The organism is Pyxidicoccus sp. MSG2 (assembly GCF_026626705.1).
GTDB lineage: Bacteria > Myxococcota > Myxococcia > Myxococcales > Myxococcaceae > Myxococcus.
Genome location: NZ_JAPNKC010000001.1, coordinates 1,517,090 through 1,542,863, shown reverse-complemented (window position 1 = coordinate 1,542,863; position 25,774 = coordinate 1,517,090). Strand labels below are relative to the sequence as shown.

The following is a 25,774-nucleotide window of genomic DNA, read 5'->3' as shown; positions in this document are numbered from 1 at the left end:
GCGCCAGTCGTGGGGAGCGGGAGCGACATTCACCTGGAACTATGTGCGTCCGGGCTGGCGGCCGTCAATCCGTTCCGCCGGGAAGGGGCCCGCCACGCTGGCCCCTCCGTGCCTGATTCCGAGCGCAGTGCCGTGCCCCGCTGCTCGCGTCCACCTTCCCCTCACGGGGCCCCTTTCGAGGCCCCGGTGCTCAGGCGCGCGGGTGAGGCGGAACGGAAGCTCCGTTCCACCTGCACCGTGACCGCCAGAGAGGGAGTTGCCGTCATGTTGACTCCGACCGGCATGCTGGCGCCCACCGAGGTGCACATCCGCGCCGAGCCCCTGACGTGCTTCGCGCCGCTGCTCGGCGAGGCGGGCTGGCATGTGCTCCAGGAGCGCGTCGAGCAGGCACGTGCCCGCATGGCGGGCCGCACCTTCTGGAACGTGAATTCGACCTCGCGGGGCGGCGGGGTGGCGGAGATGATTCCGCGGCTGCTCGCCTATGCGCGCGGCGCGGGCGTGGACGCGCGGTGGTTGGTGCTGGAGGGCACGCCGGACTTCTTCCGGGTGACGAAGCGGCTGCACCATGCGCTGCACGGTTCATCCGGGGACGGCTCGCCGCTGGGGGCCGCCGAGCACGCGCTCTACGACGAGGTGCTGCGCGACAACGCGGAGGAGTTGCTCGCCCTGGTGCGGCCCGGGGACGTGGTGCTGCTGCATGACCCGCAGACCGCGGGCCTCGCGCCCGCGTGCGCGGCAGTGGGGGCCCACGTGATGTGGCGCTGCCATGTGGGGTGTGACACGCCCAACGCCGAGGTGGTGCGGGCGTGGGAGTTCCTCGCCCCGGGGCTCTCCGCCGCGCGGCTCGCCATCTTCTCCCGCGCCTCCTACGTGCCGCCCCTGTGCGCGGACCGTGCAATCATCGTCCAGCCCTCCATCGACATCTTCGCGGTGAAGAACCAGCCCCTCGCTCCGGATGTCGCGCGCGCCATCCTCGCGCACGCGGGGTTGCTGCGGGTGGAGCCCGGTGCTCCCGAGCCCGTCTTCACCCGGGGCGACGGGTTGCCCGCCCGGGTGTCGCGAGGGGCGGACATCGTGCGGCTCGGCTCCACGCCCGCGGTGGACACGCCGCTGGTGGTGCAGGTGGGGCGGTGGGATCCGCTGAAGGACCCCGCGGGAGTGCTGCGGGGCTTCGCGCTGCTCGCTCGCGCTGCCCCGGGCCTGCGCGCGGAACTGGTCCTCGCCGGTCCCGCGGTGACGTCCGTCGCGGATGACCCCGAGGCGGCGTCCACGCTCAACGACGTCATCGCGCTGTGGCGGCAGCAGCCGCACTCGCTTCGTCAGCGCGTCCACCTGGCGTGTCTGCCCATGCGGGATTTGGAAGAGAACGCCGCCATCGTCAACGCGCTCCAGCGCCACGCGACGGTGGTGGTGCAGAAGAGCCTCCAGGAGGGCTTCGGGCTCACCGTCACCGAGGCGATGTGGAAGGAGCGCCCCGTGGTGGCCAGCGCGGTGGGTGGCATCCAGGACCAGATTGTCGACGGGGTGAATGGCCTGCTCGTGCACGACCCGAGCGACCCGGCGGAGTTCGCCGGCGCGGTGCGCAGGGTGCTGTGTGACGGCGAGCTGGCCGCGCGCCTGGGGACCCGGGCCCATCAGGACGTGCTCACGCACTTCACCGGTTCGCGACACCTCACCGACTTCGCACGCCTGTTGGAGCGGCTGGACGTACACCCCGAGAGTTCCAGCGTGGCCTCCCTGGCGCATTGAGGTGTCCCGGCTTCACGGCCTCCGGCGTTGCTCTGTGTTCTAATCTTCTCCAGTACCCCAGGGTGGGGTGCACTGCCCGGAGGAGTCCGAGATGAAGAAGAAGCTGATCGCCGCGAGTGTGTTCCTGTTCGGCTTGGGAATCGGAGGCGCGGCGGCCGCTGCGTCCAGCAGCACTTCGGGAACCGGCGGACCTGCTGGCATCACCGAGGAGATGGCCGCGTGTGTCTATGCATGTGAGTCCGGCGGCGGCAACCACACCGTGTGTTGGAACTGCTGCGTGCGGCGCATCTGCGCGGATTGATGTCCCTCCCCGAGCGCGCGTTCTGAACCGGACCGGGGCCCCTGTCGGGCCCCGGTCCACCCACACTCCTGTCATGGCAGGTTGGGCTTGACCCGTGTGCGGGTGGCCCCGGGCCGCGCCGGCTACACCCGCCGCGCCCGCGCGCCCACGGACGGCATCTGCAGGCCCTTGGGCTTCGCGTGCATGGACACGTACGCGGCCACGGCCAGCAGGGCCACGGCCAGCAGCGTCCACAGCGCGGCCCACACCACCGCGGGCACCCAGGTCAGGTTCGCCAGCAGCGCCGCATCGCTCTGCGAGCGCACCGCGCTGTTCCACAGGTCATCCCGCAAGTCGAACACCGCGTAGAGCGCGGTGAACGCAGCGATGAACAGGTTCAACACGTCCACCGCGCCGTCGGGCAGGAACTTCGCGCAAAGCCCCAGCGCCAGCGCCGTGCCCAGGCAGAACGCCAGCGTGAAGGTGTCCCCCGCGTAGAACACGCCCATCACGGTGAGCCACACACACGCCGCGCCCAGCACCCAGCGGCGCAATTGGAACCGGAACGTCGCCAGCAGCAGCCCCGCGCCCGCCACCGCGCTGCCCAGGTAGCCGCCCGAGTAGACGGCCACCTTCGCCAGGAAGCCCGGCGGCAGCTGGGACAGGCAGGAGCCTGACTCGTTGGCCGCCAGGTGGATGCGGTCCACCGAGCCACCCACCAGCAGCGTGGCCAGCGCATGCCCGCTCTCGTGCATCATCACCACGAGCACCTTCAGCGGCCAGAAGAGGGGCGAGTACCAGAAGTACCATCCCACCCCCAGCATCAGGACGAGGAGGGCCAACCGGCCGACATCAAGCTGTGCTCCGCTGGCGGTCTTCATCGCGCGCACCCCTCCCGTGGGACACCCCAACACATAAGCCCGGTCCCTGTTCCTGGAAAATCCCTGCCGCAAGGCGTTGAAGAAAGGGGGGTCGCGTGCGGGCGCCGGACGGGGTAGGGAAGAGGCACCATGAAGAAGACGCTTCTCCTCCTGTCGCTCGTGGCTGCCCCGGCCCTGGCCGGTGAAGGCAAGTGGACTCCCCAGCAGGTCCTGGAGCTGGATCCGGCGTGGCTTCGCGCCCAGGGTCTCCAGGTGCCTCCCAAGAAGCTGTGGGACCCCCAGCGCGGTACCGGCCTGCTCGCGGGCGCGGTCAACGTCGGGGGGTGCACCGGCGCCTTCATCTCCGCCTCCGGCCTCGTCATCACCAACCACCACTGTGCCTTCGGCATCATCCAGGAGCACAGCAGCCCGAAGCGCGACCTCATCACCGACGGCTTCCTCGCGTCCAAGCCCGGGGACGAGCTGCCCGGCAAGGGGGCGCGCGTGCAGGTGCCCCGCAGCTTCAAGGACGTGACGAAGGACGTGCTCGCCGCGGTGCCGGCCGGCGCGGACGACCTCGCGCGCTACCAGGCCATCGAGCGCAAGCAGAAGGAGCTGGTCGCCGAGTGCGAGAAGCGCCCCGCCACCCGCTGCCAGGTGGCGACCTTCGACGGCGGCCTCAACTACACGCTGGTGGACGCGGTGGAGCTGGCGGACGCGCGGCTCGTCTACGCGCCGCCCCGCGCGGTGGGCGAGTACGGCGGCGAGGAGGACAACTGGATGTGGCCGCGCCACACCGGTGACTTCGCCATCATCCGCGCGTACACCGCGCCGGACGGCAGCTCCGCCCCGTACAGCGAGAAGAACGTCCCCTACAAGGCGGAGTTCTTCTTCCCCCTGGCCACCGAGGGCGTGAAGCCCAACGACTTCGTCATGGTGCTGGGCTACCCGGGCCGCACCTACCGCGCGCTGCTCGCGGAGGAGATGGCGTCGCGCCAGTCGCGCGTCTACCCGCGCATGCGCGACGTGTACGGCGAGGCCATCCGCATCCTCGAGGAGGAGGGCGGCAAGGACGCCACCGGGAAGATTGCCGTCGCCTCGCAGCTCAAGGGCCTGCACAACGTCTACAAGAACGCGGGCGGCCAGCTCGAGGGCCTCAAGCGCGGCCACCTCGTGGAGAAGCAGCACACCGCGGAGGCCGCGGTGGCCGCCTGGGCGAAGAAGGGCGGCGCGAAGTGGGCCCCGGCCCTCGCGGCCCGTGACGCGCTGCTGGCCGAGGAGGCCGCCAACGCGAAGGTGTTCGAGCGCGAGTTCCTCCTGAACAACGTGATGCGCCTGGCGCGCGGCCCCGCGCTGGCGGCGACGCTGTCCCGCCTCGCCGCGGAGCATGCGAAGCCGGACCTGGAGCGCCGCCCGGAGTACATGGACCGCGAGCTGCCGCGCCTCAAGGACCGCCTGGAGCGCGAGCAGAAGAACCTCTTCCTCGCCGCGGACAAGCGCCTGCTGCTCGCCTTCGTCAAGCGCGCGCAGGCGCTGGGCCCGGACGAGCGCATCGCCGCCGTGGACACGCACTTCGGCAAGACGTTCTCCGAGAAGGACGCCGTCGCGAAGATTGACGCCATGTACGCCGGCACGAAGGTGCTGACGCTCGACGAGCGCATGAAGATGGCGGGCGAGACGGTCGCGCAGCTCCAGGCCCGCAAGGACCCGCTGCTCGCCTTCGGCCTGGACCTGGCGAAGGAGCTGACCGCCCTGGACGAGGTCGAGGACCGTCGCGACGGCGCCACGCTGCGCCTGCGGCCGGAGTGGCGCAAGGCCGTGCTGGCCCACGCGGGCAAGCCGGTGGCGCCGGACGCCAACGGCACCCTGCGCGTGTCCTTCGCGAAGGTGCAGGGCTACTCGCCGCGCGACGGTGCCGTGTACACGCCGCAGACGACGCTGTCGGGCATGCTGGCCAAGCACACCGGCGAGGAGCCCTTCGACGTGCCGGAGAAGTTCTCCAAGACGGCCGAGGCGAAGCGCTATGGCACCTGGATGGACCCGCGGCTGAAGGACGTGCCGGTGGACTTCCTGTCGGACGCGGACACAACGGGCGGCAACTCGGGCAGCCCCACGGTGAATGGCAAGGGCCAGCTCGTCGGCGTGAATTTCGACCGCGTCTGGGAGAACGTGGCCAACGACTTCGGCTACAACCCGGACGTGGCCCGCAATGTCAGCGTGGACGTGCGCTACATCCTCTGGACGCTGGACCAGGTGGAGGATGCGGACGCGCTGCTGCGCGAACTGGGCGTGCGCAAGGGCCCGCCCGTGGTGAGGGAGACGCGCTGATGTCGGACGCGGAGAACGGCTCGCTGCCCCTGCCCGTCTTCAAGCCGGACGAGCGGGTGTGCGCCAACTGCAAGCTGTTCAGCCCGCACTCCGTCGAGGAGCGGCGGGGCTGGGTGGGGACGTGCCGCCTGCATTCGTGGCGCGGCATGTTCCCGCCTTCCGCACCCATCTGCGACAAGTTCGTGCCCAAGGGGAGCGCCGCGCCCCTGCCGCCGACTGTCTCCTCGCGCGAGCGTTCCGCGCGCAGCGTGGCGCCGGTGGTGGTGCGGCGCCGCGTGGACCCTCAAGAAGAAGTGGACCTGGAAGGGCTGAGCATGACGCGTGAAGAGCTGATGGAAATCTTCCGGGAGGCGTCCGGCATGGGCGAGTCGCCGCCGCTGGCCAACAAGTGGGAGGGAGGCACGCTGCGGCTCGTCCCCGGCAACCCGGAGCTTCAGGCCAGGGATTTGCCCATCGACAACCTGTTCCACAAGGTCGTCATGGTGCGCGACAGGCTGCGGGTGCTGGAGCAGAAGCTCAACGCGCACCCCAAGCTGACGGACGCGGAGAAGGTGGAGATGCAGAGCTACATCACCCGCGTCTACGGCTCGCTCACCAGCTTCAACGTCCTCTTCAAGGACAAATCGGACCAGTTCGTCGGCGCCAAGGGCGACGAGTAGCCGCGAGCACGGGCCGCGGGCTCGTTCTCCCGCGGCCCGGCGGTGCCTCACGGCACCCGGTGGCGTCAGGGCTGCTGGCCCCGTGCCTCCATGAGCGTCAGCGCGCGCTGCCGGGCGCGGTGCAGGGTGCTCTTCACCGTGCCCTCGGGGATGCGCAAGAGGCGCGCAATCTCCGGGTAGCTCAGGCCGCGCACCTCGCGCAGGTAGAGCACCTGGCGCTGCTGCTCGTTGATGTCGTCCAGGGCCTCGCCGAAGTGGCGCTCCATCTCCGCGCCCACCGCGAGCAGTTCGGGCGACAGTGGCTCCTGGGGCTCATGGTTCAGCCGCTCGCGGCGTTTGCGCGCGCGCAGCCAGTTGATGCTGCTGTTCACCATGACCCTGTGGAGCCAGGTCGTCCACGCCGCCCGGCCTCCGAAGCCCGGGGCCCTGCGAGCCAGCCGGGCGAAGACGTCCTGCACCACATCCTCCGCGTCGTCGGTGTCGCCGACGATGCGCCGGGCAATGGCCAGCGCACGGGGACGGTGCTCCAGGTACAGCTGCGAGAGGGGCGGAAGCGAGATGAAGGCGGCGTGCATGACGGGTGGTCTCCTGGAACACCCCGGGTGGGGACTGCCAGGAGTGGGAACGCACCAGCCGCCAGAAGGATCTATCGCCGCGTGGAGCAAGGGCTTCTTCACCCTGCGTGTCGGAAGGCCGACACGCCCACCTCCCTGGGGTGCGGATACGCACCTCCCCTGGGGAGCAGACACGCACCTCTCCTGGAAACGGACGCGGGGCTACTCCTGCTCGTCCTGCTTCGTCAGGCCCCAGTCCTTCAGCCGCTTGAAGAGGGTGGAGCGCGCCACGCCCAGCTCGCGCGCCACGCGCTCGCGGTTGTTGTTGCAGCGCTTCAGCGCCGCCTCGACGATCTGCCGCTCCAGCTTCTCCAGCATCTGCTCCAGCGTCATGCCGGGCGGAATCTCGGGCACGGAGATGCCCGTGTCGCGGTTCAGCTCCTGGTCGAAGGACACGTCAGACGCGTCGATGACGGGCCCCTTGCGCAGCAGCAGCGCACGGTGCACCACGTTGCGCAGCTCGCGGATGTTGCCCGGCCACGCGTGGTGTTGCAGGCGCTCCAGGGCGGCCGGGGTGAAGCGGATGGCCTGCCCGCGCGGCGCATAGGTGCGCAGGAAGTGCTCGGCCAGTCCGGGCAGGTCGCCCTTGCGGCTGCGCAGCGGCGGCAGGTGCAGGGGGATGACGCAGAGCCGGTAGTACAAGTCTTCGCGGAAGCGGCCCTCACGCGCTGCCGCCAGCAAATCCCGGTTGGTGGCCGCCACCACCCGCACGTCCACCTGCAGCGGGCGGCTGGCGCCCACGCGCTTGATTTCCCCACCCTCCAGCGCGCGCAGCAGCTTGGCCTGCAAGTCCAATGGCAGCTCGCCAATCTCGTCCAGGAAGAGCGTGCCCCCGTCGGCCTCTTCGAAGGCCCCCTTGCGCGCGTTGGCCGCGCCGGTGAAGGAGCCCTTCTCGTGGCCGAACAGCTCGCTCTCGATGAGCTCCTTGGAGATGGCCGCGCAGTTGACGGGGATGAGGGGCCGGTTCGCCCGCTGCGAGCAGCCGTGGATGGCGCGCGCCACCAGCTCCTTGCCCGTGCCGGACTCGCCCAGCACCGTCACCGCCGCGGACGACGGCGCCACGCGCTCAATCAGCTCCGCCAACTGCCGCACCGACGGGTCCGAGCCGATGATGCCGTGGAAGTCCGCCACCTCCTTGCGCGCCGCGGAGGCCGCGGCCTCGAGCACCAGCTCCGTCTCGCCCACGCGCAGCACGGTGGGCAGCGGCACCTCCGCCTCGAAGATGCGCACCGGGCCCAGCCAGGTGCCGTTGGTGGAGCGCAGGTCCACCACGTGGAAGGTGTTGTCGCGCCGGCTCACCTTGAGGTGCCGGCTGGACGCGAAGCGGTCGGTGAGCACGAGGTCGCAGGCGGCATCCTTGCCCGCGGTGAAGCCCTCGCCCGTGAAGCGGTGCACGGACTCGTTGAGTCCCTGCTTCACACGCACCTGCGCCGGCTGCCAGCGCGCGGCCTTCGCGTCCGGGGCCTGCACGGACGTGGTGTGCCCCACCTCGGTGGTGACGTCCGCACCGTCGCCGCCGGCGCGCAGGCGGAACACCGCGCGCCACTGGCCCAGCGCCAGGTCCGCGCCGTCGGGCAGCTCACCCTGGGTGACGGGCTGCCCGGCCACGGTGGTGCCCTTGCCGGACAGGTCTTCCACCCGGCAGCGCTCGCCGTCCCACAGGAGGGCCACCTGCTGGCGGCTCACCTCCGGGTCGGGGATGGCGACGTCGCTCTGCTCGCCGCGACCGAGCACCAACCGGGCCCGGTCCACCGCCACCCTCAACACCTCCTCGCCACGACGAAAGAACACCAGCTCCGGCATCCAGCCTCTCCCGGCAGGTCGGTATGCCAGGGGCTTTACACGGCGGGTGTTCACCTTTCAACCCCACGCCCCGGGTAGGGCGCGGGGGAAGGCGGGAGGCTACCGGCGAGGCAGGAAGGTGGGCCGGTTGAGGAAGCCGGCAAGTCGCGCGGCGCGGAAGCTGGGGTCCTTCTTGTCCGGCGGGAGGATGGTGACGCCCGCGCCGAGGATGCCCAGGCGCTTCTGGAAGTCGGGGTCCAGCTTGACGTTCACGTCCATGGCCGGCTCGCTGTACTCCAGCTTCTTGCCCAGCTTCAGCGTTCCGGTGGCCAGCGCCTCCAGGTCCTCGCTCTTGAGGCGCAGCGTCTGCACGGTGCCCAGCCCCTTCTCGAACTGGATGCGGCCGGTGAGCGCGCCCAGCGTGACGCGCGGCAGGTCCATGGGCACCGCCTGTCCGCCGCCCATGGGCAGCGACACCTTGCCGCCCTTGATGACCAGCCCCTTGGTATCCAGCGTCAGCTCGCCGTCCGCCTGGGACAGGTCCGCGTCCGCGGTGTTCTTGCCCTTGGGCAGCGTCAGCGCGAGGACGCCGTTGATTTCGCCCTCCATGTCCATGCCGGTGAAGGCCGGCAGGTTGCCGCCGGACGCCTTCAGCCCGTCCGCCTCCGCGTGCACCTTCACGTCACCCAGGCCACCGACGGACGCGGTCAGCGTGCCGCCCATGGCACTCGCACGCACCGCCACGCCGGGCGGGAAGAGGGTGGGGCGCACCGCCACCGAGTCGAACATCAGCGGCTCGCCCAGCTCCAGCGCGCCCGGCACGTTGCCCTCGCCGGAGGCCAGGGCCGCGACGACTTCCGCGCTCAGCGGCTGCGGCGGCTTGCTCACGCGCACCTGGGTGGCGGTGACGCCCGCCAGTCCCGGACGCAGCGAGCCGATGCGCACGGCGAGCCCCGCCTGCGCCGCCTCCGTGACGAGCCGGCCGCGGATGGCGTCGTACGGGAAGGTGACGAACAGGCCGAAGACGAAGGCCACCACCGCGAACGCGGCGTAGCCGAGGAACACCTTCCAGCGAGCGGTCTTGGTTTCAGGAGGCATGGGCTATTGCTTCATCCGGTAGGTGGCGACGGTGGTCCACGCCGCCAGCGTGTCCGAGGCGGGCCTCGGCTCGATGCGCAGGTACTTCACCTTCACCACGCCCGGCCCGCTCTCCACCGTGCGGAGGAAGTCCGTCAGCTTGCGCAGGTCCACGTCCGTGAAGTTCAGCTCCACGCTGCTCTCGATGATCTTCCCGTCACCCACGCCCACGTCTCCCTTGGGCGTCATGTTGGGAGCCTGGAGGCCGGCCGCCGTGGCCTTGTCCTCGATGTAGCTGATGAGCTGCACGTTGCTGGACGTGAGCTGCTGCTCCACCGACTGCCGGGCCGCCTGCGCCTCGCGGTAGCTGGCCGCGAGTGCCTGCACCTCCTGCAGCTTGGCCAGCTTGTCCTGCGTCCGCTTCCGGTAGCCGGACGCGCTGTTGGCGAACCCCACCAGCACCGCGAAGACGATGAACGTCAGCAGCGCGGCGCCGGCGATGGACACCATGCGCCGCTCGCGGTCGCTCAGCCGCTCGAACCACGTCGTCACCGGCGCGAAGACTTCAGAAACCCTGGCCATGACTAGCTCTCCCCGCCCATGTCACCCGGGCACTGGACCTGGACGTCCAGCCGGAACGTCACCTTCGTCCCATCGCGCGTGCGCTCCACCTTGCCCTGCTTCACGTCCTTGAAGCAGGCGTGGTCCTTGAGCGCATTGGACAGCGTGTCCACCATCTTCGAGGAGTCCGTCTCCCCCTGGAGGATGACCCGGTCCAGGTCGATTTGAATCCGGTCGAACTTCACCGGGACGCTCTCCGGCACCCGCTGCGTCACCTCCGCGAGCAGGTTGACCGCGGTGACCTTGGGCAGCGCCGCCGCCGGGCTCTCCACGCCCTTGAGCATGCTCAGCGCGCGGTTGTAGTCCTTCTCGCAGCGGCCGAGGATGCGCTGGGTGGTGTCACACAGCACGGCATCCACCTGCGCCTCGCGGCGCGACAGCACCGAGTTGCGCACCACGCCGAAGGCGATGAGGAGCAACAGGAGCGTGGCCGCGAACGAGGCCAGCAACCCCAGCTTGTCCTTCATGTAGTCGAAGTCGCCCTTGAAGGAGAGCTCACCCCGGCGGAAGTTGAAGCGCGGCGCCTTCGCGCCCGTCGCGTTGCCCCGCAGCGCCAGCGCGTACGCCTGGGCCGCCGCCGGCTGCGTCGCCGCGGGGATGGCGTCCGCCGCGTCCGCGGGCAGCGCCAGCACCCGCACCGGCAGGTTCAAGTCCCGCGAGAGCTGCTCGGCCAGGCCGGGCATGCGCGCGGTGCCGCCGCACAGCACCACCGCGCCCACCTGCTGGCGGGTGCGGGCAGTGAAGGCCTTGAGCGTGGGGCGCAGCTCGCGCAGCACCGGCTGCAGGCCGCGCACGAAGGCCCCCGCCGCGCGCTCCGCGTCCGGGCCCTGCGCCGCGCTGGCCATGGCCCCGTGCTGCTCCTTCCAGTGGTGTGCCTCCGCCAGCGACGTCTGGAACTCGGTGGCCAGCGCCTTGGACAAGTCCCGCCCGCCGCCCGCGAAGGTGCGCGCGAACAACACGCCCGTGCCCGGCTTGCCGAAGGACACCGAGGTGCGTTCGTGGCCGATGTCCACCACCGCCACCGCGCCGCCCTCGCCCGTGCCCTCGAAGAGGCCCGGGTGCTGCTGGAGCAGGTTCTGGTAGGCGAGGCCCGGGTGCGTGACGATGCGCGGGTCCACCTTCAGCTCTTCGAGCAGCGCGAGGAGCGACTCCAGCTCCTCCTTGCGCACCACGCCCACCAGCAGCTCGCTGGCCTTCTCCTTGCCATCCGTGTCCTTCAGCGCCACCACCTGGTAGTCGTAGACCACCTCGGAGATGTCGAAGGGCAGCTGGCTGCCAATCTCGAAGGGCAGCGTCGCTTCGATCTTCTTGCCGTCGGAGTAGGGCAGGCTCAGCGCGTGCGTAATCAGCGACGGGCCGGGCAGGGCGATGACGACCTGGTCCGCGTGCCCCGGCGGGAGCTGGCCGAGCAGCTCCTGCACCGCGGCGCGCAGGGTGTCCGCGCGCTCTCCCTCGGCGGCGCGCCGGACCTCGGCGAACCCCCGGACTCCGTGTCCCTTCGTCTTGGACTCCAGCACCACTCCCTTGACGGAGTGGCTGCCGAGGTCCAGGCCAAGAATGCGGGCCATGCTATTCCTCTCTCCAGTACAGGAGGCGTCCCAGCGTGTCGTCCAGCCGGACCACGGCGGTGAGCGTCTTCTGCACGCTGCCCGCCTCTCCCACGGATTTGATGGTGAACGTCTGACTCTTGTCGCCCACGAGGCGGTTGCCCGCCACGTTGGACTTCACGGCCGGGTTGATGGGAATTCCCGCCGACTCGACGACGGCGACGAAGTCCTGCACCGACATGCCGAAGAAGCTGAACATGCGCGCGGAACGGACGCGGTTGATGAGCTCGTTGAGGAACACCGGGTCCGTCAGGCGCGGGTCCGGGTGCGCCGGGTCCGCGACGGACATGATGGCCAGCCCCATCATCACCGGGTCGTCCGTGTTGATGTTGGGCCGGCGGTTGATGTCCGGGTACACCGTGAGCCTGTCGCGGAACGCGGACATGAACTGGTCGTTCACCCCGTGCACCCGGTACAGCTCGTCCAGGCTGTCGAAGCGCGCGTTCTTCGGCTCGTAGGAAGGCTCGTAGCGACTGTAGTTCGCGCCCTCGTCGGAGAAGCCGGCGGGCATGGGGTTGGTTGCATCCACCAGATTGATGGCCGAGCCCACCTCGTCGTCGTCCGCCCAGTCCTTGATGGCAATCACAACGTCCTGCGACGTGCTGCGGACTTTGTTCGCGTCGTCGCGCTCCCAGAGGAACTCGAAGCGCTTGTCGTTGAACATGTCCAGCATGCGCAACATGGTGGGGTACGCGTCGCCGGCGCCGGCCATCAGGCGGTGGACGTTGAGCTTCTCCTCCTCGTCCGTAATCGTGGCGAGGAAGCAGCCCTCGAAGCCGCCGAAGGAGCGCTTCGTCATCTGCGCCGCCACCTCTTGCGAGGCCGGGTCCGCTTCCGCGTCGTCCATCTTGAACTTCGAGTCGTCCTCCGCCGGCTTCAGGGCTTCCGTCTCCCCGCCGCCCGCGTCGCTCTTCACCAGCCCCTTGAGCATGTGGCAGTCCACACGCGCCATCTTGTAGAGCTGGATGTTGAGCGACGTCGGCTGGGGCGTCTGCTGGCCGCCCTGCTGCGGGGTGCCGCCGATGCCCAGCTGCGCGAGGATGGACGCCGGGTTGGGGATGGGCGTCTGGTCCACCTGCTTCTGGAAGCGCAAGAGCAGCCGGGACAGGGCGATGCCCGAGCGCGCCATGTAGTACGCGCGCACCTCGTCCCGCTGGTTGGCCGCCAGCTGCAGGTCCACCCGGCTGTTGTACGCGAACTCGGTCGCAATCACCGTGAGGAGGGCGATGGAGACGATGGCGATGATGAGCGCCACGCCCCGCTCGCGCTTGCCTCCAGGGGCCGCGGGAGCGCCGGGCGCACCGGAAGACGGGCGGCGGCGGCGGGACGTCTGTCTGAAGAAGGAGCGGGGCATCAGTACCTCGGGAGCTCCGTGTTGAGCATGATTCGGGCCTGGGTGGTGTACTTCGCTTCCTTCCCGGACTCGTCCACGGCCGTGACGGTGATGCGCACGCGGGTGGGCAGGATGGCCTTCAGCTCCGTGCGCCGCGTGTCCCACTCGTCGTCCCACTCCTTCTTCTCTGAATTCCAGTACGCGAACTCCAGCCCCTTGACGCCCTCGAAGAGGGTGTCCGTGGTGCCGCCGCGGTCCATCCGGTCATCCACGTTGGGGTTGACGCGGCGCTTGAGGTCCTGCCGCCCGCGCGCCTCGCGGTCGCTGGACGCCTCCACGAAGTACTCCACCACCGCCTGGTCGGACTCCTTCACGTCCGTGTACAGGCGCTGGTGCGAGAACGTCGTGAACATCAGCTTGTCCCGCTCGCCCACGAAGTTGGTGGGCCGGTCGTTCTGGTCCCGGAAGCGCTTGAGGTCGAAGCGGTCGCTCACGTACGCGGAGCCGACCTCGCGCGCCATGCGGTTCATGGCCACGCGCACCTGGCGGTAGCGGTCCGCGTCCGTCTCCACCGTGTCCTTGGCGGTGATTCCCGTCTGGAAGGCCATGGCCACCACCGTGCCCATCAGGGCGGTGATGGCGACGGCCACCATGACCTCCATCAGCGTGAAGCCTCTCGCGTGGCGCCTCATCACTGGGTGTTCCTCCTCGGGAAGCCGGGGATCTTGATGTTGCCCAGCGGGTTGTTGCCCTGCCCACCCGGGACGATGCCGCCGTTGCCGGGCCGCGGCGGGCTGGCGCCGCCGTTGCGCTGGTTGTTGAAGACGTCCTGGCGCACGAGCGGCGCGCGCGTCTGCGGGTGCAGCATGGTGCCGTTGGGACCGGGGGTGGGGTTGGGGACGATGATGCCCGTGTTCGGGTCCACCCAGTTGTTCTGCTGGTCACCCGGCTGCTGCCCCTGCTGCTGGTTGAAGGCCGCGCCGCCGTTGCGGTCCGAGCCCGGCCCCAGGGACACCACGTGCGTCACCAGGTCGATGCTCTCCAGCTGCGTGCCTTCCTGCCAGAAGACGGTGAGGTGCACCTCGCGCACCGTCTGGGTGATCTGCTGCACCATCTGCGTGAACATGGGCTGCGCCATGCCCATGGCCGCGCCGCCCATTCCGCCCATGCCCGCGGGCTGCGGACCGCCGGAGCCGTCCTTGCCGCCGCTCGCCCCACCACCGCCGCCGAAGAGGCCGGCGATGCCCGCCATGGGGTCGTCGCCGCCGCCGCTGTCGCCGCCGATGGGCAGGTTGAAGATGGCGCCGATGAGCTGGTCCGGCGTCACGCCCTCCGTCTTGGGGGCGATGATGCGCGCGCGCCACTTGAACTGGGGCCAGCCGTCGTCGGAGAAGTCACCGGACTCCTCGTCGTCGTCGTTGGAGAAGCCGTCGTCGTAGAGCTTCTGCTCCAGGTCCGTCATCTTCGAGCGGGCCAGGAGCGACGCCACGGTGAGCCGCTTGGTGTAGACGTGGTTGGCGATGGCGCCGGAGTTCAGGTCGAAGATGGCCATGAGCGCCATCGCGAGGATGGCGAGCGCCACGACGACTTCCAGCAGGGTGAAGCCCTTGTTGCGTCTCATCGCGGCACCTCCAGCGCTTCGGCCACCACCTGCACCTTGCCGGTGAGGGGTGACACGTCCAGCGTCCAGACGTTGTCTCCCTGCCTCAGGTACACGTACGCCTTCTCCGTGTAGCCCTGCGGGAAGAAGTAGAGATAGGCCACGCCGCTCTCCACCGGCTCGCGCTGCTGGCGCGTCCACACCGACACCTTCACGTCCGGCGGCAGCTCACGCGCGGGCACCTCTTCCGACGTGTACGACGAGAAGCGCGCCGCGCTCTCCACGCGCTGCTTCTCGCCCTCCATCAGCTCCGTCGCGCTCGGCGCGTCCCCGCTGCTGGACACCAGGTAGTTGCGGCGCGTCTCGCCGGGCGGGGCCTTGCCTCCCGCGCGCTCGTTCCGCTCGCGCTCGCTGTTCTCGTCGCGCAGCGCGCTGTCCCTGTCCCGCGACGTCGTCACGCCGCCCTCGGCGCACTCGGCGTGGTAGCGGGTGGGCTCCTCGGACTTCGGCTCCGGAATCTCGAAGACCAGGCGGCACGTCTTGCCGCGCAGCGCGGCCGAGTCGTAGAGCGAGCGGATGAGGCCCGCCATCTCTCCCGCGGAGCCCTTCGCCTTGGCGCCGGTGAGGGAGCCGATGCCCATCACCGCCGCGGAGAAGAGCATCGCGACGATGATGATGGCGATGGAGATTTCGATGAGCGTCAGCCCGCGCTGGGCCCGGTGGCGCGCAGGCGTCGGCCCGCGCCGCGTCCGGAGGTTCGCGCGGCGACGCAACGGGGTGGGTTGCGTCATGGTTGCTCCCAGTTCGCGGCCAGCGTGCCGCCGCTGCTCAGGTCCGCGTCCGGGCCCTTGCCGCCCGGCTTGCCGTCCGCCCCGTAGGAGACGACGGCGCCGCTCTGCCCATCCATCCAGTACACGTACGGGTGGCCCCAGGGGTCCACCGGCGGGCCCTCAATCAGCTGGGCCTGGATGAGCGGGGTGAAGCCCTCTTCCTTCGAGGGGAAGCGGCCCATCAGCCGGTGGTGGGACTTGAAGAGCCCCTCCAGCTTGCGGATCTCCGCGCGGGCGCGGCGCTGCTCGGGCGTCAGCGAGGGGTCGTTGGTCAGCCAGACCAGCAGGAAGGCCAGACCCGTGGCGACCGAGACGACGAGGACCAGGATGAGCCGCCCCAGCCGCTGCGGGCGGTCCTGTCCCTCCGGGGAGGGCGTGGGGGATGTGGTGGAGGCGTGCTCGTTCATACCCAAGGCCCTGTTCAACACGCGCGGTGCGCTACTTCTTCACTTGTTGTTGGCGGCGGCGTTCCCGTCCGCGGACGAGATGTCCGCGTCGTTGCCCTCGCCGCCGGCGGTGCCGTCCGCGCCGTAGGAGATGATGACGGGCTTGCCGCCCTCGTTGATGTACACGTAGTCGTTGTTCCAGGGGTCCTTGGGCATCTGCTCGAGCGTCTGCGTCTCCACCAGCGCGCCCAGGCCGGAGGCCGTGTCCGGGTACTTCCCCTTCTTCGTGTAGTACAGCTTCATCGCGCCCTGGATGTTCTTGATGTCCAGCGAGGCGCGGTCGCGGCGGGCCGCCTCGAGCTGCGGAATCACGGCGACGCCCACCGCGGCGGCGATGAGGCCGAGGATGGTGATGACCACCATGATCTCGATGAGGGTCATGCCGCGGTTGCGACGGCGGCGCTGCTGCTTCTGGGTGTTCTGGCTCATGTCAGCTCTCAGTCTCGGGTGACTTTCTGGCAAGCCACCGTAGGGTTTGCGTGTCGTCCTGTCAGGGCGTCCGGGCCCCGTCCGCCATTCCCGCCTCCGGACGCGCTGGCTGGGGGCCGTACAGTCGGGCCCCCACCGTCAACAGCGCCGCCGCCACGGCAATCATCGCCGCCAGGGTGACGCGTTGGATCCAGCGGTCCATCGTGTCGTTCATGGCTTCGTCACTCCTCAGTGAATCGCCGAGTTCACCTGCAGAATCGGCATCAGGATGCTGAGTGCGACGAATGCAATCACCGCGCCCATCACCACGATGAGCATCGGCTCGAGGAGCGAGGTGAGGGCGCCGATGCGCACATTCACCTGCGTCTCGTAGTTGTCCGCCACGTTGGTGAGCATCTCCTCCAGCTGGCCGGAGCGCTCGCCGATGGCGACCATGTGGTACACGAGGGGAGGGAACTCACCTGAGCGCTTGAGCGGGTTGGCGATGCTCTCTCCCTCGCGGATGGAGTCGCGGGCCTTCTCCACCACCTCCGCGAGGACGTCGTTGGTCATCACGGCCTTGACGATGTCCATGGCCGCCAGGAGCGGGACGCCGCTCTTGAGCAGCGTGGACAGCGTGCGGGCGAAGCGGGAGATGGCCAGCAGGCGCACCAGGCTGCCCACCACGGGCGCCTTGAGCGTGATGCGGTCCCACTTCGGCTTGCCCTTGGGGCTCTTGGTCCAGCGCTGGAAGAGGACGCCTCCCAGCACCATCAGCGGGAGGATGATGAACCACCAGCTCTGGAAGAAGTTGCTGCTGGCGATGAGGATGCGCGTGTTCCACGGCAGCGTGGCCTTCATCGTCTCGAAGATCTTCGTGACCTTCGGCACCACGAAGACCATCAGGGCCACGAGGATGCCGCCGCCCACCACCATCATGATGGCCGGGTAGAGCATGGTGCTCAGAATCTTCTGCTGCAGGCGGGCCTGGTTCTCCGTGAAGTCCGCCAGGCGCGTGAGCACCGCGTCGAGCGCGCCCGAGGCCTCGCCCGCGCGCACCATGTTCACGTAGATGCTGGGGAAGATTTTGGGGTGGGCGCCCATGGCGTCCGCCAGGGACGAGCCCTCATTCACGCGCTGCTTGATGTCGGAGAGGGCGCGCTTGAAGCGCTCCTTCTCCACCTGGTCCACCAGCGCGCTCAAGGACTCCACCAGGGTGACGCCCGCGTGCAGCAGCGTGGAGAGCTGCCGGGTGAAGATGGCCACGTCGTCCGTGTTGACGCGGCCCCGGCCCAGCTTGCGCAGGTCGATGTCGCGCGCCACGAGCGACGCGTTGGCGCCCTTGGACACGGCGGCGCGGCTGCCCTCTGCCTGGGCCAGCACGTCCGTGAGGAAGATGCCGTCCGTGCGCAGCTTGGAGCGCAGCGTCTTGGGCGAATCCGCTTCCAGCAGGCCCTTGACCTGCTTGCCCGAAGAATTGAGACCTCTGTACTCGAAGACCGGCATGGCTCGTTACCCCGGCCCCTCCCAGGGAGGAGCTGTCGGTTACATGTCCTCCTGGGTGATGCTCAGCACTTCCGCGATGGTCGTCTCGCCGAGGGCAATCTTGCGAGCGCCGTCGTCCAGCAGGGTCGTCATGCCCTTGCCGGTGGCGGAGCGCTTGATGCTGGAGGCGTCCACGTTCTTCAGGACGAGCTGGCGGATGTCGTCATCCACGGGGAGGAACTCGTAGATGCCGGTGCGGCCGCGGTAGCCGTTGCGGTTGCACGACGGGCAGCCGGTGGCCTTGTAGATGCGGTCCGTCCCGTAGCGCTCCTTGAACGTCTCGAGGCTGAGGCCCAGTTCCTTGATCTCCACGTCCGTGGGCTTGTAGGCCACGCGGCAGTCCGGGCACACGCGGCGCACGAGGCGCTGGGCGAGGATGCCGGTGAGCGACGAGGCCACGAGGAAGGGCTCCACGCCCATGTCCACGAGTCGCGTCACCGCGCCGGCGGCGTCGTTGGTGTGCACCGTGGAGAGCACCAGGTGGCCCGTGAGGGACGCCTGGATGGCGATTTCCGCCGTCTCCTTGTCGCGGATTTCGCCGACCATGATGACGTCGGGGTCCTGGCGGAGGAAGGAGCGCAGCCCCTGCGCGAAGGTGAGGCCAATCTTCGGGTTGATGGCCATCTGGCCAATGCCCTTGAGCTGGTACTCGACCGGGTCCTCGACGGTGAGGATGTTGAGGTCCGGGGTATTGATTTTGGACAGGGCGCCGTAGAGCGTCGTCGTCTTGCCGGAGCCCGTGGGGCCGGTGACGAGGATGATGCCGTGCGAGCGCTTGATGACGGCTTCCATCGAGTGGAGCGTCGCCTGGCTCATGCCGATTTCCGCCAGGTCCAGCAGCGTCGCCGTCTTGTCGAGCAGACGCATGACGATGCGCTCGCCGAAGGACGTGGGGATGGTGGACAGACGGATGTCGATGTCGCGGCCGGCCAGCTTGATGCGGATGCGGCCGTCCTGCGGCAGGCGCTTCTCCGCGATGTTGAGCTGCCCCATCACCTTCACGCGGGACACAATCGCGTTCTGGTAGCGCTTGGGCGGCTTGATGACCTCCTGCAGCACGCCGTCCACGCGGAAGCGCACCAGCAGCTCGCGCTCCATGGGCTCGATGTGGATGTCGCTCGCGCGCTCCTTGGCGGCGCGGAACAGCACCGAGTTCACCAGCCGGATGACGGGCGCCTCGTCGTTGACGTCGAGCAGGTCCGCGGGCTCGTCCAGCTCGTGGGCGATGGCGTCCAGGTCCTGCGTCTCCATCTCGTCCACGAGCTGCTCGGCCTCGTTGACGGAGCGGTCATAGACGCTGTTGATGGCGTCGGTGATGGTGTCGGCCATGGCAATGCGCGGGGTGATGCTCTGCCCCAGCAGCAGGCGCACATGGTCCAGCGCGGACGTGTCCAACGGGTCCGCCACGGCGACGACGGCGACATCACCCTCCATGGACAGCGGGAGGATGTGCGACTGCTTGGCGAAGTTGATGGGGATGCGCTTGACCAGCTCGGCGTCCACCTCTTCGGTGAAGATGCGGGCCAGGTAGGGCAGGTCGAGCTGGTGGCCGAGTGCCTTGGCCACGTCCTCGTTGGTGACCGCCCGCATCCCCACCAGCGCCTCGCCGATGCGCTGACCCTTCTCCGTCTGGACGGTGAGGGCCTCCTGGATCTTCTCCTCGGTGAGCGAGGGGACGAGCGCGCGGAGGATCTCCCCCAGCGGCCGACCGCAGAGGAAGGCCTGGCCGTGCGCGACGACCTGGGTGGCGTCGTTGCGGGCGGGCGCCACGGCGTCCGTGGCGTTCAAGCTGGGGTCGGCGGTCACGTTCATGGAATCTGTTCCCCCTGGTCAGGCTGGACACGCAGGCTCTCCGGGCTCTCGGGGGTGGCCGGTGCTCCAGGCACTGGTTGATCGGAACCCGCCGGAGGCGGCTCGACTTCCCGTACCGGCGGTTCACCCGGAGGCGTTCCCTGGGCGGGGGCCGGCGAGGGAGCGGGGGTCGTGCGCCCGTTCGGCCGGACGGGGGCCTGGCCGGCGGGGGAGATGATGCGCTCGCCATTGGCGCCGGGGCCGCCGTTCTCCGCGCGCTGCTGCTCCTTCAGGACGGCCTGGTTCATGCGAGACATCGGGCCGGGCTTGCGGCTGAAGTCCACCGCCACGTCGTAGCCGGGCACCTGGCCGTAGAACTGCTCCACGAACTGCTGCCGCTCCTTCATCTTCCGCTCGAAGATGATGCGGAAGTCCTCGGGGCCCCGGATGATGTAGGGCGTCAGGAACAGGAGCAGGTTCGTCTTCGTCTTCTTGCGCGTCGTCTCGCGGAAGAGGTGGCCGATGATGGGGATGTCACCCAGCACCGGCACCTTGCTGACGGACTCCAGGGTGCGGTCCTGCATGATGCCGCCCAGCACCACCGTCTCCTGGTCCTTGGCAATCACCGTCGTCTTCGCGCTGCGGCGCGAGGTGGTGGGGCCGAGCACCGGGTCCGACGAGGCAATCTCCTCCGTCTGCTCGCTGATGACGAGGCGGATGTAGTCGCTCTCGTTGATCTGCGGCTTGACGGTGAGCTTCAGCTCCACGTTCTGGCGCGTAATCGGCGCGTACAGCGAGCTCAGGCCGCCCAGGCCCCCGAGGATGCCGCCGAGGCCGCCGGTGGTGCCGCCGCCGGTGCCGCCCGTCACGGAGGAGCCCAGCGACGAGGGGTTGAAGCCGGACTGGAAGGGCACGTTCTGGCCCACCGTGATTTCCGCCTCCTCGTTGTCGCTGGTGAGGATGTGCGGGGTGGAGAGCACGTTGACGTCCGAGCTCTGCTGCATGGCGTGCAGCACCACGCCGAAGGCGGGGATGTCCAGGCCGAGCTTCTCCAGCGCGGGGATGACGGGGCCCTGGAGGCCGGCGAGGAAGCCGCCGAACTGCGCGAGGCTGCCCAGCGACAGCGACGGGGGCAGGCCGTTGCCGGTGTTGTTGGTGCCGATGAGGCCCGGCACCGCGCCTTCGTCCGTCTTCAGGCTGAAGCCGCTGTGGAGGTTGACGCCGAACGCGGCGTCCCGGTTCAGGTTGACCTCCATGATGACGGCCTCGACGAAGACCTGGCGGCGCGGCGTGTCCAGCTGCTGGATGATCTGGACGATGTTCTTGTAGTCCGCCGCGCTGGCGACGATGACCAGCGAGTTGGTGCCCTTGTCGGCCGAAATCTTCACCTCACCGCTGAACAGCTCCGCGGCCTGCGTGGAGCCGGTGGGGCCCCGGGGGATGCCCGGAGGCGGCTGCGGAGTGGGGTTGCGCGGGCGGTTGGCGGTGCCCTGGGCCAGCGACTGGAGCGTGCTGGCCAGCTCCTCCGCGTTGGCGTTCTCCAGCGGGTAGACGTTGATACGGCCACCGCTGGTGGTGGGGATGTCCAGCTGGGACACCAGCTCCTGGATGCGGTCGAAGGCGGCGGGGCTGGCGACGATGATGAGCTTGTTGGTGCGCTCGTCCGGGATGATCTGCGACAGCGTCACCGGGCCCCCGGAGCCCTCCGGGCCCTGGGCGGCCTGCACGGCGACCTCGCCCGGCTGGGCGCCGGGGGACACGTTGGACTGGAAGCCGCCGGGGCGCGTGCCGGCGCGGGCGCCCTTCGCCTCGAAGAGGCGCTGCACCGTGGTGGCCACGTCCTGGGCGGTGGCGTACTGGATCTGGATGATGCGCAGCTCGTCGCTGGCGGCGCGGCTGTCCAGCTGGTTGATGATGCGCTCCAGGCGGTGGATGTTGGAGCCCACGTCGTTGACGATGATGGTGTCCGGCGGGTACGGGATGGTGTCGCCGTCCTTGGACACGAGCTGCTGGAGCACGCCGCGCAGCGGCTCCACTTCCACGTTCTTGATGCGGAACAGCTTCGTCACCATCTGCTCGTTGGTGGTGTACGGCTGGTCCTCGTCGATGATGGTGGGGATGGGGTTCTGCTTCGCCGAGCGCTTGTCGACAATCTTGAGGAAGCCGCCGTGCTGGTAGACGGACAGGCCGTTGGCGTCGAGCGCGGCGAGGAAGGCGGAGTAGAAGGCATCCGCGTTGACCTCCACGCGGCCGTTCTCCGGGCCGATGATGGAGATCTTCCCGCGCACGTTCTCCGGGAGGATGAACGTGCGGCAGGTGGCATCCGCCACCGTCTGGACGAGCTTCTCGATCTCCACCTTGTCGAAGTAGATGCCGTAGCGGGCATTGCGCCGGGCCTCCTCGCACGTGGGCGTGCGGCGGGGACCCTGGTTGGCCTCCTCGCCTTCGGCGGGGGTCTGCGGGGTGATCGTCCGATCACCCGGCGTGGCGGGCGCGTTGGTACCAGGCGGAGGGGGACGGCGCTGGGCCTGCGCGGGAACGGCGAGCGCGAGGCACAGGCAGAGCATCCAGGACGGGAGCGTCTTCATGGAGAGCGAGCGCTGCAGGGTGATTAACGGACGTTGTACGACTTTTTGATCGGCGCTCCGTTGCGCTCGATCTCAATTTCGATGCGGGATGCGTCCTTCATCTTCGAGTAGACCTCCAGCGCCTTCTCGGGGCTGTTGAGGTCGAACCCGTTGATGCGGCGGATGACGTCGCCGTTCTGTACGCCAATCTTCGAGTAGATGGAGTCCGGGCGGATGGAGAAGAGCTTGAAGCCCACCGCCTGACCGTCCTTGAACGCGGGAACGATGCGGGCCTGCATGGCCACGTCGTTGAGGTTGTTGAGCGTCTTGTCGATCTCCGCGCGCGGGACTTCGTATTCGTTGTCGCTGGTGGCGCGGATGCCGCTGCCGTTGCCAGGCGGGGGCGTGGTGTTGGCCACGGCCACGGGCGGCGAGGGCGGCACGAAGGCGCCGTCACCGGGCTGCCCGTCGATGAACTCGCGGCGGCCGTTGTTGAGGATGATGACGCGCTCGCGCTCGATTTCCTGCACGGTGGCGCCCTGGAGGGCGTTGCCCACCATGTACGTCTGCGAGCGCTGGGTCACCATGTCCTGGATGGACGCGAAGGACCAGTCGGCGTTGGCCGCGACGAGGGTGCCCAGCAGCTTCACCCGCAGGCCGCTCTTCACCGGCGGCGCGTTGGGGTCCAGCTGGGGCGTCTCCGGCTCCCGCACGGCGACCTCGGGCTCCGGAATCTTGATGCCGGTGAGCCGCGACAGCCGGTTCATGTCGAGCGAGGCCAGGGCCGTCTCCGGCCTCCGGGCCTGCGTCGGCGCGCGCGTCGCCGTTCCGGAGGGAACCGGCGCGATGGCGGACTCGACGAACAGGTTCACCGTGCGCGCAGCCAGCAGGGCCACGAGCAGGATGAACAGCAGGTTCACCGTCCAGAAGTATTTTCGAAAGAAGAGTTCCATCACGCTTCCGGTAGTAAGCCGGCCTCACGGTGAGCAAGTCAGGTGCCACCGCGCGCCGGTCGGACAATCCAGGCCCAACGGGCCAAGGGCGCGGAATTATTCCGGAATGACAGGCGGCTCCGGGGCGGGGGGCGGCCCCCGGAACCCCGCCGGACAAATTGTCAAAAGGGGGCAGGGCCTCGTGTGACGCCCTGTCAGTCGTCCGTGTCGGAGCCGGGGGCGGCGGCGGGGCTGGAGGCGGGCTCTCCGGAGGTCTGTTCGCGCTCCAGCTTGCGGTAGATGGTGCGCGCGGCGATGCCCAGCAGACGGGCCGCGAGCGTCTTGTCGCCGCGCGTGTGGCGCAGCGTCTCGTGGATCACCCGCCGCTCCACTTCCTCCATGGGCGTGCCAATGGGGATGACGAGCTGGCCGGCCGAGCCCAGCGGGCCCTTGCGCACCGACTCGGGCAGATCGCTGGCCTCGAGGACGTCCCCGCGGGCGAGCACCACCGCGCGCTCCACGGCGTGCTCCAGCTCGCGCACGTTGCCCGGCCAGGCGTAGTTCTCCAGCACGTTGAGCGCGTCCTGGGAGAAGCCGCGCAGCACCTTGGCGTTCTTGGCGGCGAAGCGGCGCAGGAAGGCGTCCGCGAGCAGGGGGATGTCCTCGCGGCGCGAGGCCAGCGCCGGCACGCGAATCTCCACCACGTTGAGGCGGTAGTAGAGGTCCTCGCGGAAGCGGCCTTCCGCCACCTCCTTCTGGAGGTCCTTGTTGGTGGCGGCGACCAGCCGCACGTCCACCTTCACCGTCTGCGTGCCGCCCAGGCGCTCGATTTCGCCCTCGGCCAGCGCGCGCAGCAGCTTCACCTGCGCGGCCAGCGGCATCTCGCCGACTTCGTCCAGGAAGAGGGTGCCGCCGCTGGCGCGCTCGAAGCGGCCCTCGCGGCGGGCCACCGCGCCGGTAAAGGCGCCGCGCTCCACGCCGAACAGCTCCGCCTCCAGGATGTTCTCCGGCAGGGCGCCGCAGTTGACGGCGATGAAGGGCCCCTTCGCGCGGTTGGAGTACTCGTGCACCGAGCGCGCGGCCAGCTCCTTGCCGGTGCCGGACTCACCCAGGAGCAGCACCGTGGCGGTGGAGGGGGCCGCCTGGCGGATGGTGTCCAGCATGGCGCGGAAGGCGGGGGACTGGCCCACCATGGAGCGTCCGCCGGCCGCGCTCATCTCCGCGAGCTTCGCCTTGAGGGACTGGTTCTCCGCGAGCAGCGAGCGCTTCTCCAGCGCCTTCTGGACGGCCTTCACCAGGGAATGGCGCTTGAGGGGCTTGGTGATGAAGTCGTAGGCGCCGTCCTTCATCGCGGCCACGGCCGTCTCCACGGTGCCGTAGGCCGTCATCAGCACCACCTCCACGTCCGGGCGGATGGCGCGCGCGGCGCGCAGCAGCTCCTGCCCGTCCATGTTGGGCATCATCAGGTCCGTCACCATGGCGGCGACTTCCGGGCGGCGCAGCAGCTCCAGCGCCTCCGTGCCGTTGGCGGCGGCCAGGGTGGCCATGCCTTCACGCTGGAAGATGCGGGTGACGGAGTCGAGGTTGGCGCGGTCGTCGTCGACGACCAGGACCGTGGGGGATGTCATGGCGTGTGGAGGCTCTCCTGGGGGGCCGCGCTCCTGCAAGTCGCGTTCCCTTATGCGTGCTCCTCGTCCGGCTCCAGGGGGCCGCCGCCCATCCGGCCGATGTCCTCGCGCTTCACCTTGTCCACGTTGAACTTGCGGGCGCTGGCCAGCATCCGGTCGATGGTGTCGTTGAAGTCCGGCTTGCCGCCGTCCTTGCGGAAGCGGAGGAAGTTGATGCGGGCGACGACGAAGTTCTTGAGGTAGGGGCTCTGGAGACCGCGCTCCTTGAGGGTGTTGACGACGGCCACCACGGCGTCATCCAGCTCCAGCAGCCGGTCCGCGCGGGCCTCGCGCAGGGCCAGGGCCTTCTCGAGGGGCAGCTCCTGGAAGTCCTCCAGCACCTTGACGAAGGGGTGGTAGGCGCCCGCGGAGTAGCGGGGGCGCTTCTCGTACGCGGCGCCGAGGGTGACGAAGGAGGGCTCCTCGAAGAGGTGCGCGAAGGCCGTCTCGTGGCCCTTCCGGTCCGCGCCCACGAGGCCGCGGTACATGCGGATGACCTCCAGCGAGCGCTCCTTCAGGTTGTGCGCCTTCTCCGTATTGAGGGCGAGGATTTGATAGGCCACGTCCTCGTCCGGCAGCACCAGGGCGACAATCGACTTCGCCCCCAGCAGCTTGCTGGCGTTGAGGCGGTGGTTGCCGTTGGGCGTCCAGTACCTGCCGTCCTTGCGCACGGCGATGACGGGGTCCAGGTACCGGTCCAACCGCTCCATGGCGTTGGCCAGCCGCTTCACGTGCGGCTCGGACAGGTCCCGCTGGTACGGGGTGGGCTCCACCTTGTCGATGGGGAGCACGGCGAAGATGACGGGGTGGCCGCCCAGCGGCTCGCGGTAGACGCCGAGCACCTCGCCGCCGTCGGTGCGGACGGCTTCGAGCAACTCCGTGGGGTACTCCACCGAGTCGCTGGCAACCTCCGCGGGGGTCAGGCCCTTGGACTTCGGTTCCGCCTTCTTGCGGCGTGGCTTGCGGGCCGTCGTCGGCTTCTTCGCGGTGGCGGACTTCCGTGCGGACTTCGCTGCTGCCATGGGCCGAGCCCTCCTATGCGCTGCCTCGGGTTGTACGTGGGGCCCCTGACATGCAC

The 25,774-nt window shown here is 69.3% G+C and carries 23 protein-coding genes; 4 read left to right on the top strand and 19 right to left on the bottom strand.

The window, feature by feature from the left end; genetic code table 11:
* The first annotated feature begins 264 nt into the window (after positions 1-264).
* Positions 265-1,749 carry a glycosyltransferase gene (locus OV427_RS06335; protein WP_267855205.1) on the top strand — a complete coding sequence of 495 codons (1,485 nt, stop codon included), beginning with the start codon at positions 265-267 and terminating at the stop codon, positions 1,747-1,749.
* Positions 1,750-1,840: 91 nt separating this feature from the next.
* Positions 1,841-2,050, top strand: a complete 210-nt coding sequence (locus OV427_RS06330) for a hypothetical protein (RefSeq protein ID WP_267855204.1) — start codon at positions 1,841-1,843, stop codon at positions 2,048-2,050.
* Positions 2,051-2,172: 122 nt separating this feature from the next.
* Here the strand turns inward: OV427_RS06330 and OV427_RS06325 are convergent, their stop codons facing one another.
* Entirely contained in the window at positions 2,173-2,910 is a 738-nt protein-coding gene (locus OV427_RS06325; protein ID WP_267855203.1) for a M50 family metallopeptidase, read from the bottom strand.
* Between the two features lie 129 nt (positions 2,911-3,039).
* Between OV427_RS06325 and OV427_RS06320 the strand changes: the two genes are divergently transcribed.
* Positions 3,040-5,217, top strand: a complete 2,178-nt coding sequence (locus tag OV427_RS06320; protein WP_267855202.1) for a S46 family peptidase — start codon at positions 3,040-3,042, stop codon at positions 5,215-5,217.
* On the top strand, positions 5,217-5,876 hold the full coding sequence (locus tag OV427_RS06315; RefSeq protein ID WP_267855201.1) for a hypothetical protein: 660 nt from the start codon (positions 5,217-5,219) through the stop codon (positions 5,874-5,876). Before OV427_RS06320 ends, OV427_RS06315 begins: the two co-directional genes overlap by 1 nt.
* A 65-nt stretch (positions 5,877-5,941) precedes the next feature.
* On the opposite strand, the gene OV427_RS06310 is transcribed toward OV427_RS06315, so the two are convergent.
* The 18 genes from OV427_RS06310 to OV427_RS06225 all read right to left on the bottom strand — a co-directional run bounded on the left by OV427_RS06310 (position 5,942) and on the right by OV427_RS06225 (position 25,718).
* Positions 5,942-6,451: an RNA polymerase sigma factor gene (locus OV427_RS06310; RefSeq protein ID WP_267855200.1), complete on the bottom strand. Its 510-nt coding sequence runs from the start codon at positions 6,449-6,451 to the stop codon at positions 5,942-5,944.
* 201 nt (positions 6,452-6,652) lie between these two features.
* The gene (locus OV427_RS06305) at positions 6,653-8,293 is read right to left on the bottom strand and encodes a sigma 54-interacting transcriptional regulator (protein ID WP_267855199.1); all 1,641 of its coding nucleotides are present in this window, start codon (positions 8,291-8,293) and stop codon (positions 6,653-6,655) included.
* Positions 8,294-8,392: 99 nt separating this feature from the next.
* Positions 8,393-9,370: a type II secretion system protein GspN gene (gene gspN, locus OV427_RS06300; protein ID WP_267855198.1), complete on the bottom strand. Its 978-nt coding sequence runs from the start codon at positions 9,368-9,370 to the stop codon at positions 8,393-8,395.
* A gap of 3 nt (positions 9,371-9,373) precedes the next feature.
* Positions 9,374-9,931: a type II secretion system protein GspM gene (gspM, locus tag OV427_RS06295; RefSeq protein WP_267855197.1), complete on the bottom strand. Its 558-nt coding sequence runs from the start codon at positions 9,929-9,931 to the stop codon at positions 9,374-9,376.
* A gap of 2 nt (positions 9,932-9,933) precedes the next feature.
* On the bottom strand, positions 9,934-11,538 hold the full coding sequence (pilM, locus tag OV427_RS06290; protein WP_267855196.1) for a pilus assembly protein PilM: 1,605 nt from the start codon (positions 11,536-11,538) through the stop codon (positions 9,934-9,936).
* Between the two features lies 1 nt (position 11,539).
* Positions 11,540-12,931: a general secretion pathway protein GspK gene (locus tag OV427_RS06285; RefSeq protein ID WP_267855195.1), complete on the bottom strand. Its 1,392-nt coding sequence runs from the start codon at positions 12,929-12,931 to the stop codon at positions 11,540-11,542.
* Complete coding sequence (locus OV427_RS06280) at positions 12,931-13,602, bottom strand: type II secretion system protein GspJ (RefSeq protein ID WP_267855194.1); 672 nt, start codon at positions 13,600-13,602, stop codon at positions 12,931-12,933. Before OV427_RS06280 ends, OV427_RS06285 begins: the two co-directional genes overlap by 1 nt.
* Entirely contained in the window at positions 13,602-14,531 is a 930-nt protein-coding gene (locus tag OV427_RS06275; protein ID WP_267855193.1) for a type IV pilus modification PilV family protein, read from the bottom strand. Before OV427_RS06275 ends, OV427_RS06280 begins: the two co-directional genes overlap by 1 nt.
* Positions 14,528-15,301, bottom strand: a complete 774-nt coding sequence (locus OV427_RS06270; protein WP_267855192.1) for a prepilin-type N-terminal cleavage/methylation domain-containing protein — start codon at positions 15,299-15,301, stop codon at positions 14,528-14,530. Before OV427_RS06270 ends, OV427_RS06275 begins: the two co-directional genes overlap by 4 nt.
* Entirely contained in the window at positions 15,298-15,747 is a 450-nt protein-coding gene (locus OV427_RS06265; RefSeq protein ID WP_267855191.1) for a type II secretion system protein GspG, read from the bottom strand. The genes OV427_RS06270 and OV427_RS06265 overlap by 4 nt, the downstream gene beginning before the upstream one ends.
* 39 nt (positions 15,748-15,786) lie before the next feature.
* Positions 15,787-16,215 (bottom strand): type II secretion system major pseudopilin GspG, encoded by a 429-nt coding sequence (gene gspG, locus OV427_RS06260; RefSeq protein ID WP_267855190.1) that lies wholly within the window; start codon positions 16,213-16,215, stop codon positions 15,787-15,789.
* Between the two features lie 61 nt (positions 16,216-16,276).
* Positions 16,277-16,429, bottom strand: coding sequence for a hypothetical protein (locus OV427_RS06255; protein ID WP_267855189.1), 153 nt, complete (start codon positions 16,427-16,429; stop codon positions 16,277-16,279).
* Positions 16,430-16,443: 14 nt separating this feature from the next.
* The gene (gene gspF, locus OV427_RS06250) at positions 16,444-17,700 is read right to left on the bottom strand and encodes a type II secretion system inner membrane protein GspF (RefSeq protein ID WP_267855188.1); all 1,257 of its coding nucleotides are present in this window, start codon (positions 17,698-17,700) and stop codon (positions 16,444-16,446) included.
* 39 nt (positions 17,701-17,739) lie between these two features.
* Complete coding sequence (gspE, locus tag OV427_RS06245; RefSeq protein ID WP_267855187.1) at positions 17,740-19,551, bottom strand: type II secretion system ATPase GspE; 1,812 nt, start codon at positions 19,549-19,551, stop codon at positions 17,740-17,742.
* Positions 19,548-22,118: a type II secretion system secretin GspD gene (gene gspD / locus OV427_RS06240; protein WP_267855186.1), complete on the bottom strand. Its 2,571-nt coding sequence runs from the start codon at positions 22,116-22,118 to the stop codon at positions 19,548-19,550. The genes gspE and gspD overlap by 4 nt, the downstream gene beginning before the upstream one ends.
* Positions 22,119-22,141: 23 nt before the next feature.
* Positions 22,142-23,050 (bottom strand): type II secretion system protein GspC, encoded by a 909-nt coding sequence (gene gspC / locus OV427_RS06235; RefSeq protein ID WP_267855185.1) that lies wholly within the window; start codon positions 23,048-23,050, stop codon positions 22,142-22,144.
* Between the two features lie 194 nt (positions 23,051-23,244).
* Entirely contained in the window at positions 23,245-24,657 is a 1,413-nt protein-coding gene (locus tag OV427_RS06230; protein ID WP_267855184.1) for a sigma-54-dependent transcriptional regulator, read from the bottom strand.
* 50 nt (positions 24,658-24,707) lie between these two features.
* Positions 24,708-25,718, bottom strand: coding sequence for a ParB/RepB/Spo0J family partition protein (locus OV427_RS06225; RefSeq protein ID WP_267855183.1), 1,011 nt, complete (start codon positions 25,716-25,718; stop codon positions 24,708-24,710).
* Positions 25,719-25,774 lie beyond the last annotated feature (56 nt).

Bases quoted from the DNA above. Each gene is read 5' to 3' on its own strand.
- OV427_RS06335 (WP_267855205.1), top strand. From the start codon at position 265: ATGTTGACTCCGACCGGCATGCTGGCGCCCACCGAGGTGCACATCCGC.
- OV427_RS06330 (WP_267855204.1), top strand. From the start codon at position 1,841: ATGAAGAAGAAGCTGATCGCCGCGAGTGTGTTCCTGTTCGGCTTGGGA.
- OV427_RS06325 (WP_267855203.1), bottom strand. From the start codon at position 2,910: ATGAAGACCGCCAGCGGAGCACAGCTTGATGTCGGCCGGTTGGCCCTC.
- OV427_RS06320 (WP_267855202.1), top strand. From the start codon at position 3,040: ATGAAGAAGACGCTTCTCCTCCTGTCGCTCGTGGCTGCCCCGGCCCTG.
- OV427_RS06315 (WP_267855201.1), top strand. From the start codon at position 5,217: ATGTCGGACGCGGAGAACGGCTCGCTGCCCCTGCCCGTCTTCAAGCCG.
- OV427_RS06310 (WP_267855200.1), bottom strand. From the start codon at position 6,451: ATGCACGCCGCCTTCATCTCGCTTCCGCCCCTCTCGCAGCTGTACCTG.
- OV427_RS06305 (WP_267855199.1), bottom strand. From the start codon at position 8,293: ATGCCGGAGCTGGTGTTCTTTCGTCGTGGCGAGGAGGTGTTGAGGGTG.
- gspN (WP_267855198.1), bottom strand. From the start codon at position 9,370: ATGCCTCCTGAAACCAAGACCGCTCGCTGGAAGGTGTTCCTCGGCTAC.
- gspM (WP_267855197.1), bottom strand. From the start codon at position 9,931: ATGGCCAGGGTTTCTGAAGTCTTCGCGCCGGTGACGACGTGGTTCGAG.
- pilM (WP_267855196.1), bottom strand. From the start codon at position 11,538: ATGGCCCGCATTCTTGGCCTGGACCTCGGCAGCCACTCCGTCAAGGGA.
- OV427_RS06285 (WP_267855195.1), bottom strand. From the start codon at position 12,931: ATGCCCCGCTCCTTCTTCAGACAGACGTCCCGCCGCCGCCGCCCGTCT.
- OV427_RS06280 (WP_267855194.1), bottom strand. From the start codon at position 13,602: ATGAGGCGCCACGCGAGAGGCTTCACGCTGATGGAGGTCATGGTGGCC.
- OV427_RS06275 (WP_267855193.1), bottom strand. From the start codon at position 14,531: ATGAGACGCAACAAGGGCTTCACCCTGCTGGAAGTCGTCGTGGCGCTC.
- OV427_RS06270 (WP_267855192.1), bottom strand. From the start codon at position 15,301: ATGACGCAACCCACCCCGTTGCGTCGCCGCGCGAACCTCCGGACGCGG.
- OV427_RS06265 (WP_267855191.1), bottom strand. From the start codon at position 15,747: ATGAACGAGCACGCCTCCACCACATCCCCCACGCCCTCCCCGGAGGGA.
- gspG (WP_267855190.1), bottom strand. From the start codon at position 16,215: ATGAGCCAGAACACCCAGAAGCAGCAGCGCCGCCGTCGCAACCGCGGC.
- OV427_RS06255 (WP_267855189.1), bottom strand. From the start codon at position 16,429: ATGAACGACACGATGGACCGCTGGATCCAACGCGTCACCCTGGCGGCG.
- gspF (WP_267855188.1), bottom strand. From the start codon at position 17,700: ATGCCGGTCTTCGAGTACAGAGGTCTCAATTCTTCGGGCAAGCAGGTC.
- gspE (WP_267855187.1), bottom strand. From the start codon at position 19,551: ATGAACGTGACCGCCGACCCCAGCTTGAACGCCACGGACGCCGTGGCG.
- gspD (WP_267855186.1), bottom strand. From the start codon at position 22,118: ATGAAGACGCTCCCGTCCTGGATGCTCTGCCTGTGCCTCGCGCTCGCC.
- gspC (WP_267855185.1), bottom strand. From the start codon at position 23,050: ATGGAACTCTTCTTTCGAAAATACTTCTGGACGGTGAACCTGCTGTTC.
- OV427_RS06230 (WP_267855184.1), bottom strand. From the start codon at position 24,657: ATGACATCCCCCACGGTCCTGGTCGTCGACGACGACCGCGCCAACCTC.
- OV427_RS06225 (WP_267855183.1), bottom strand. From the start codon at position 25,718: ATGGCAGCAGCGAAGTCCGCACGGAAGTCCGCCACCGCGAAGAAGCCG.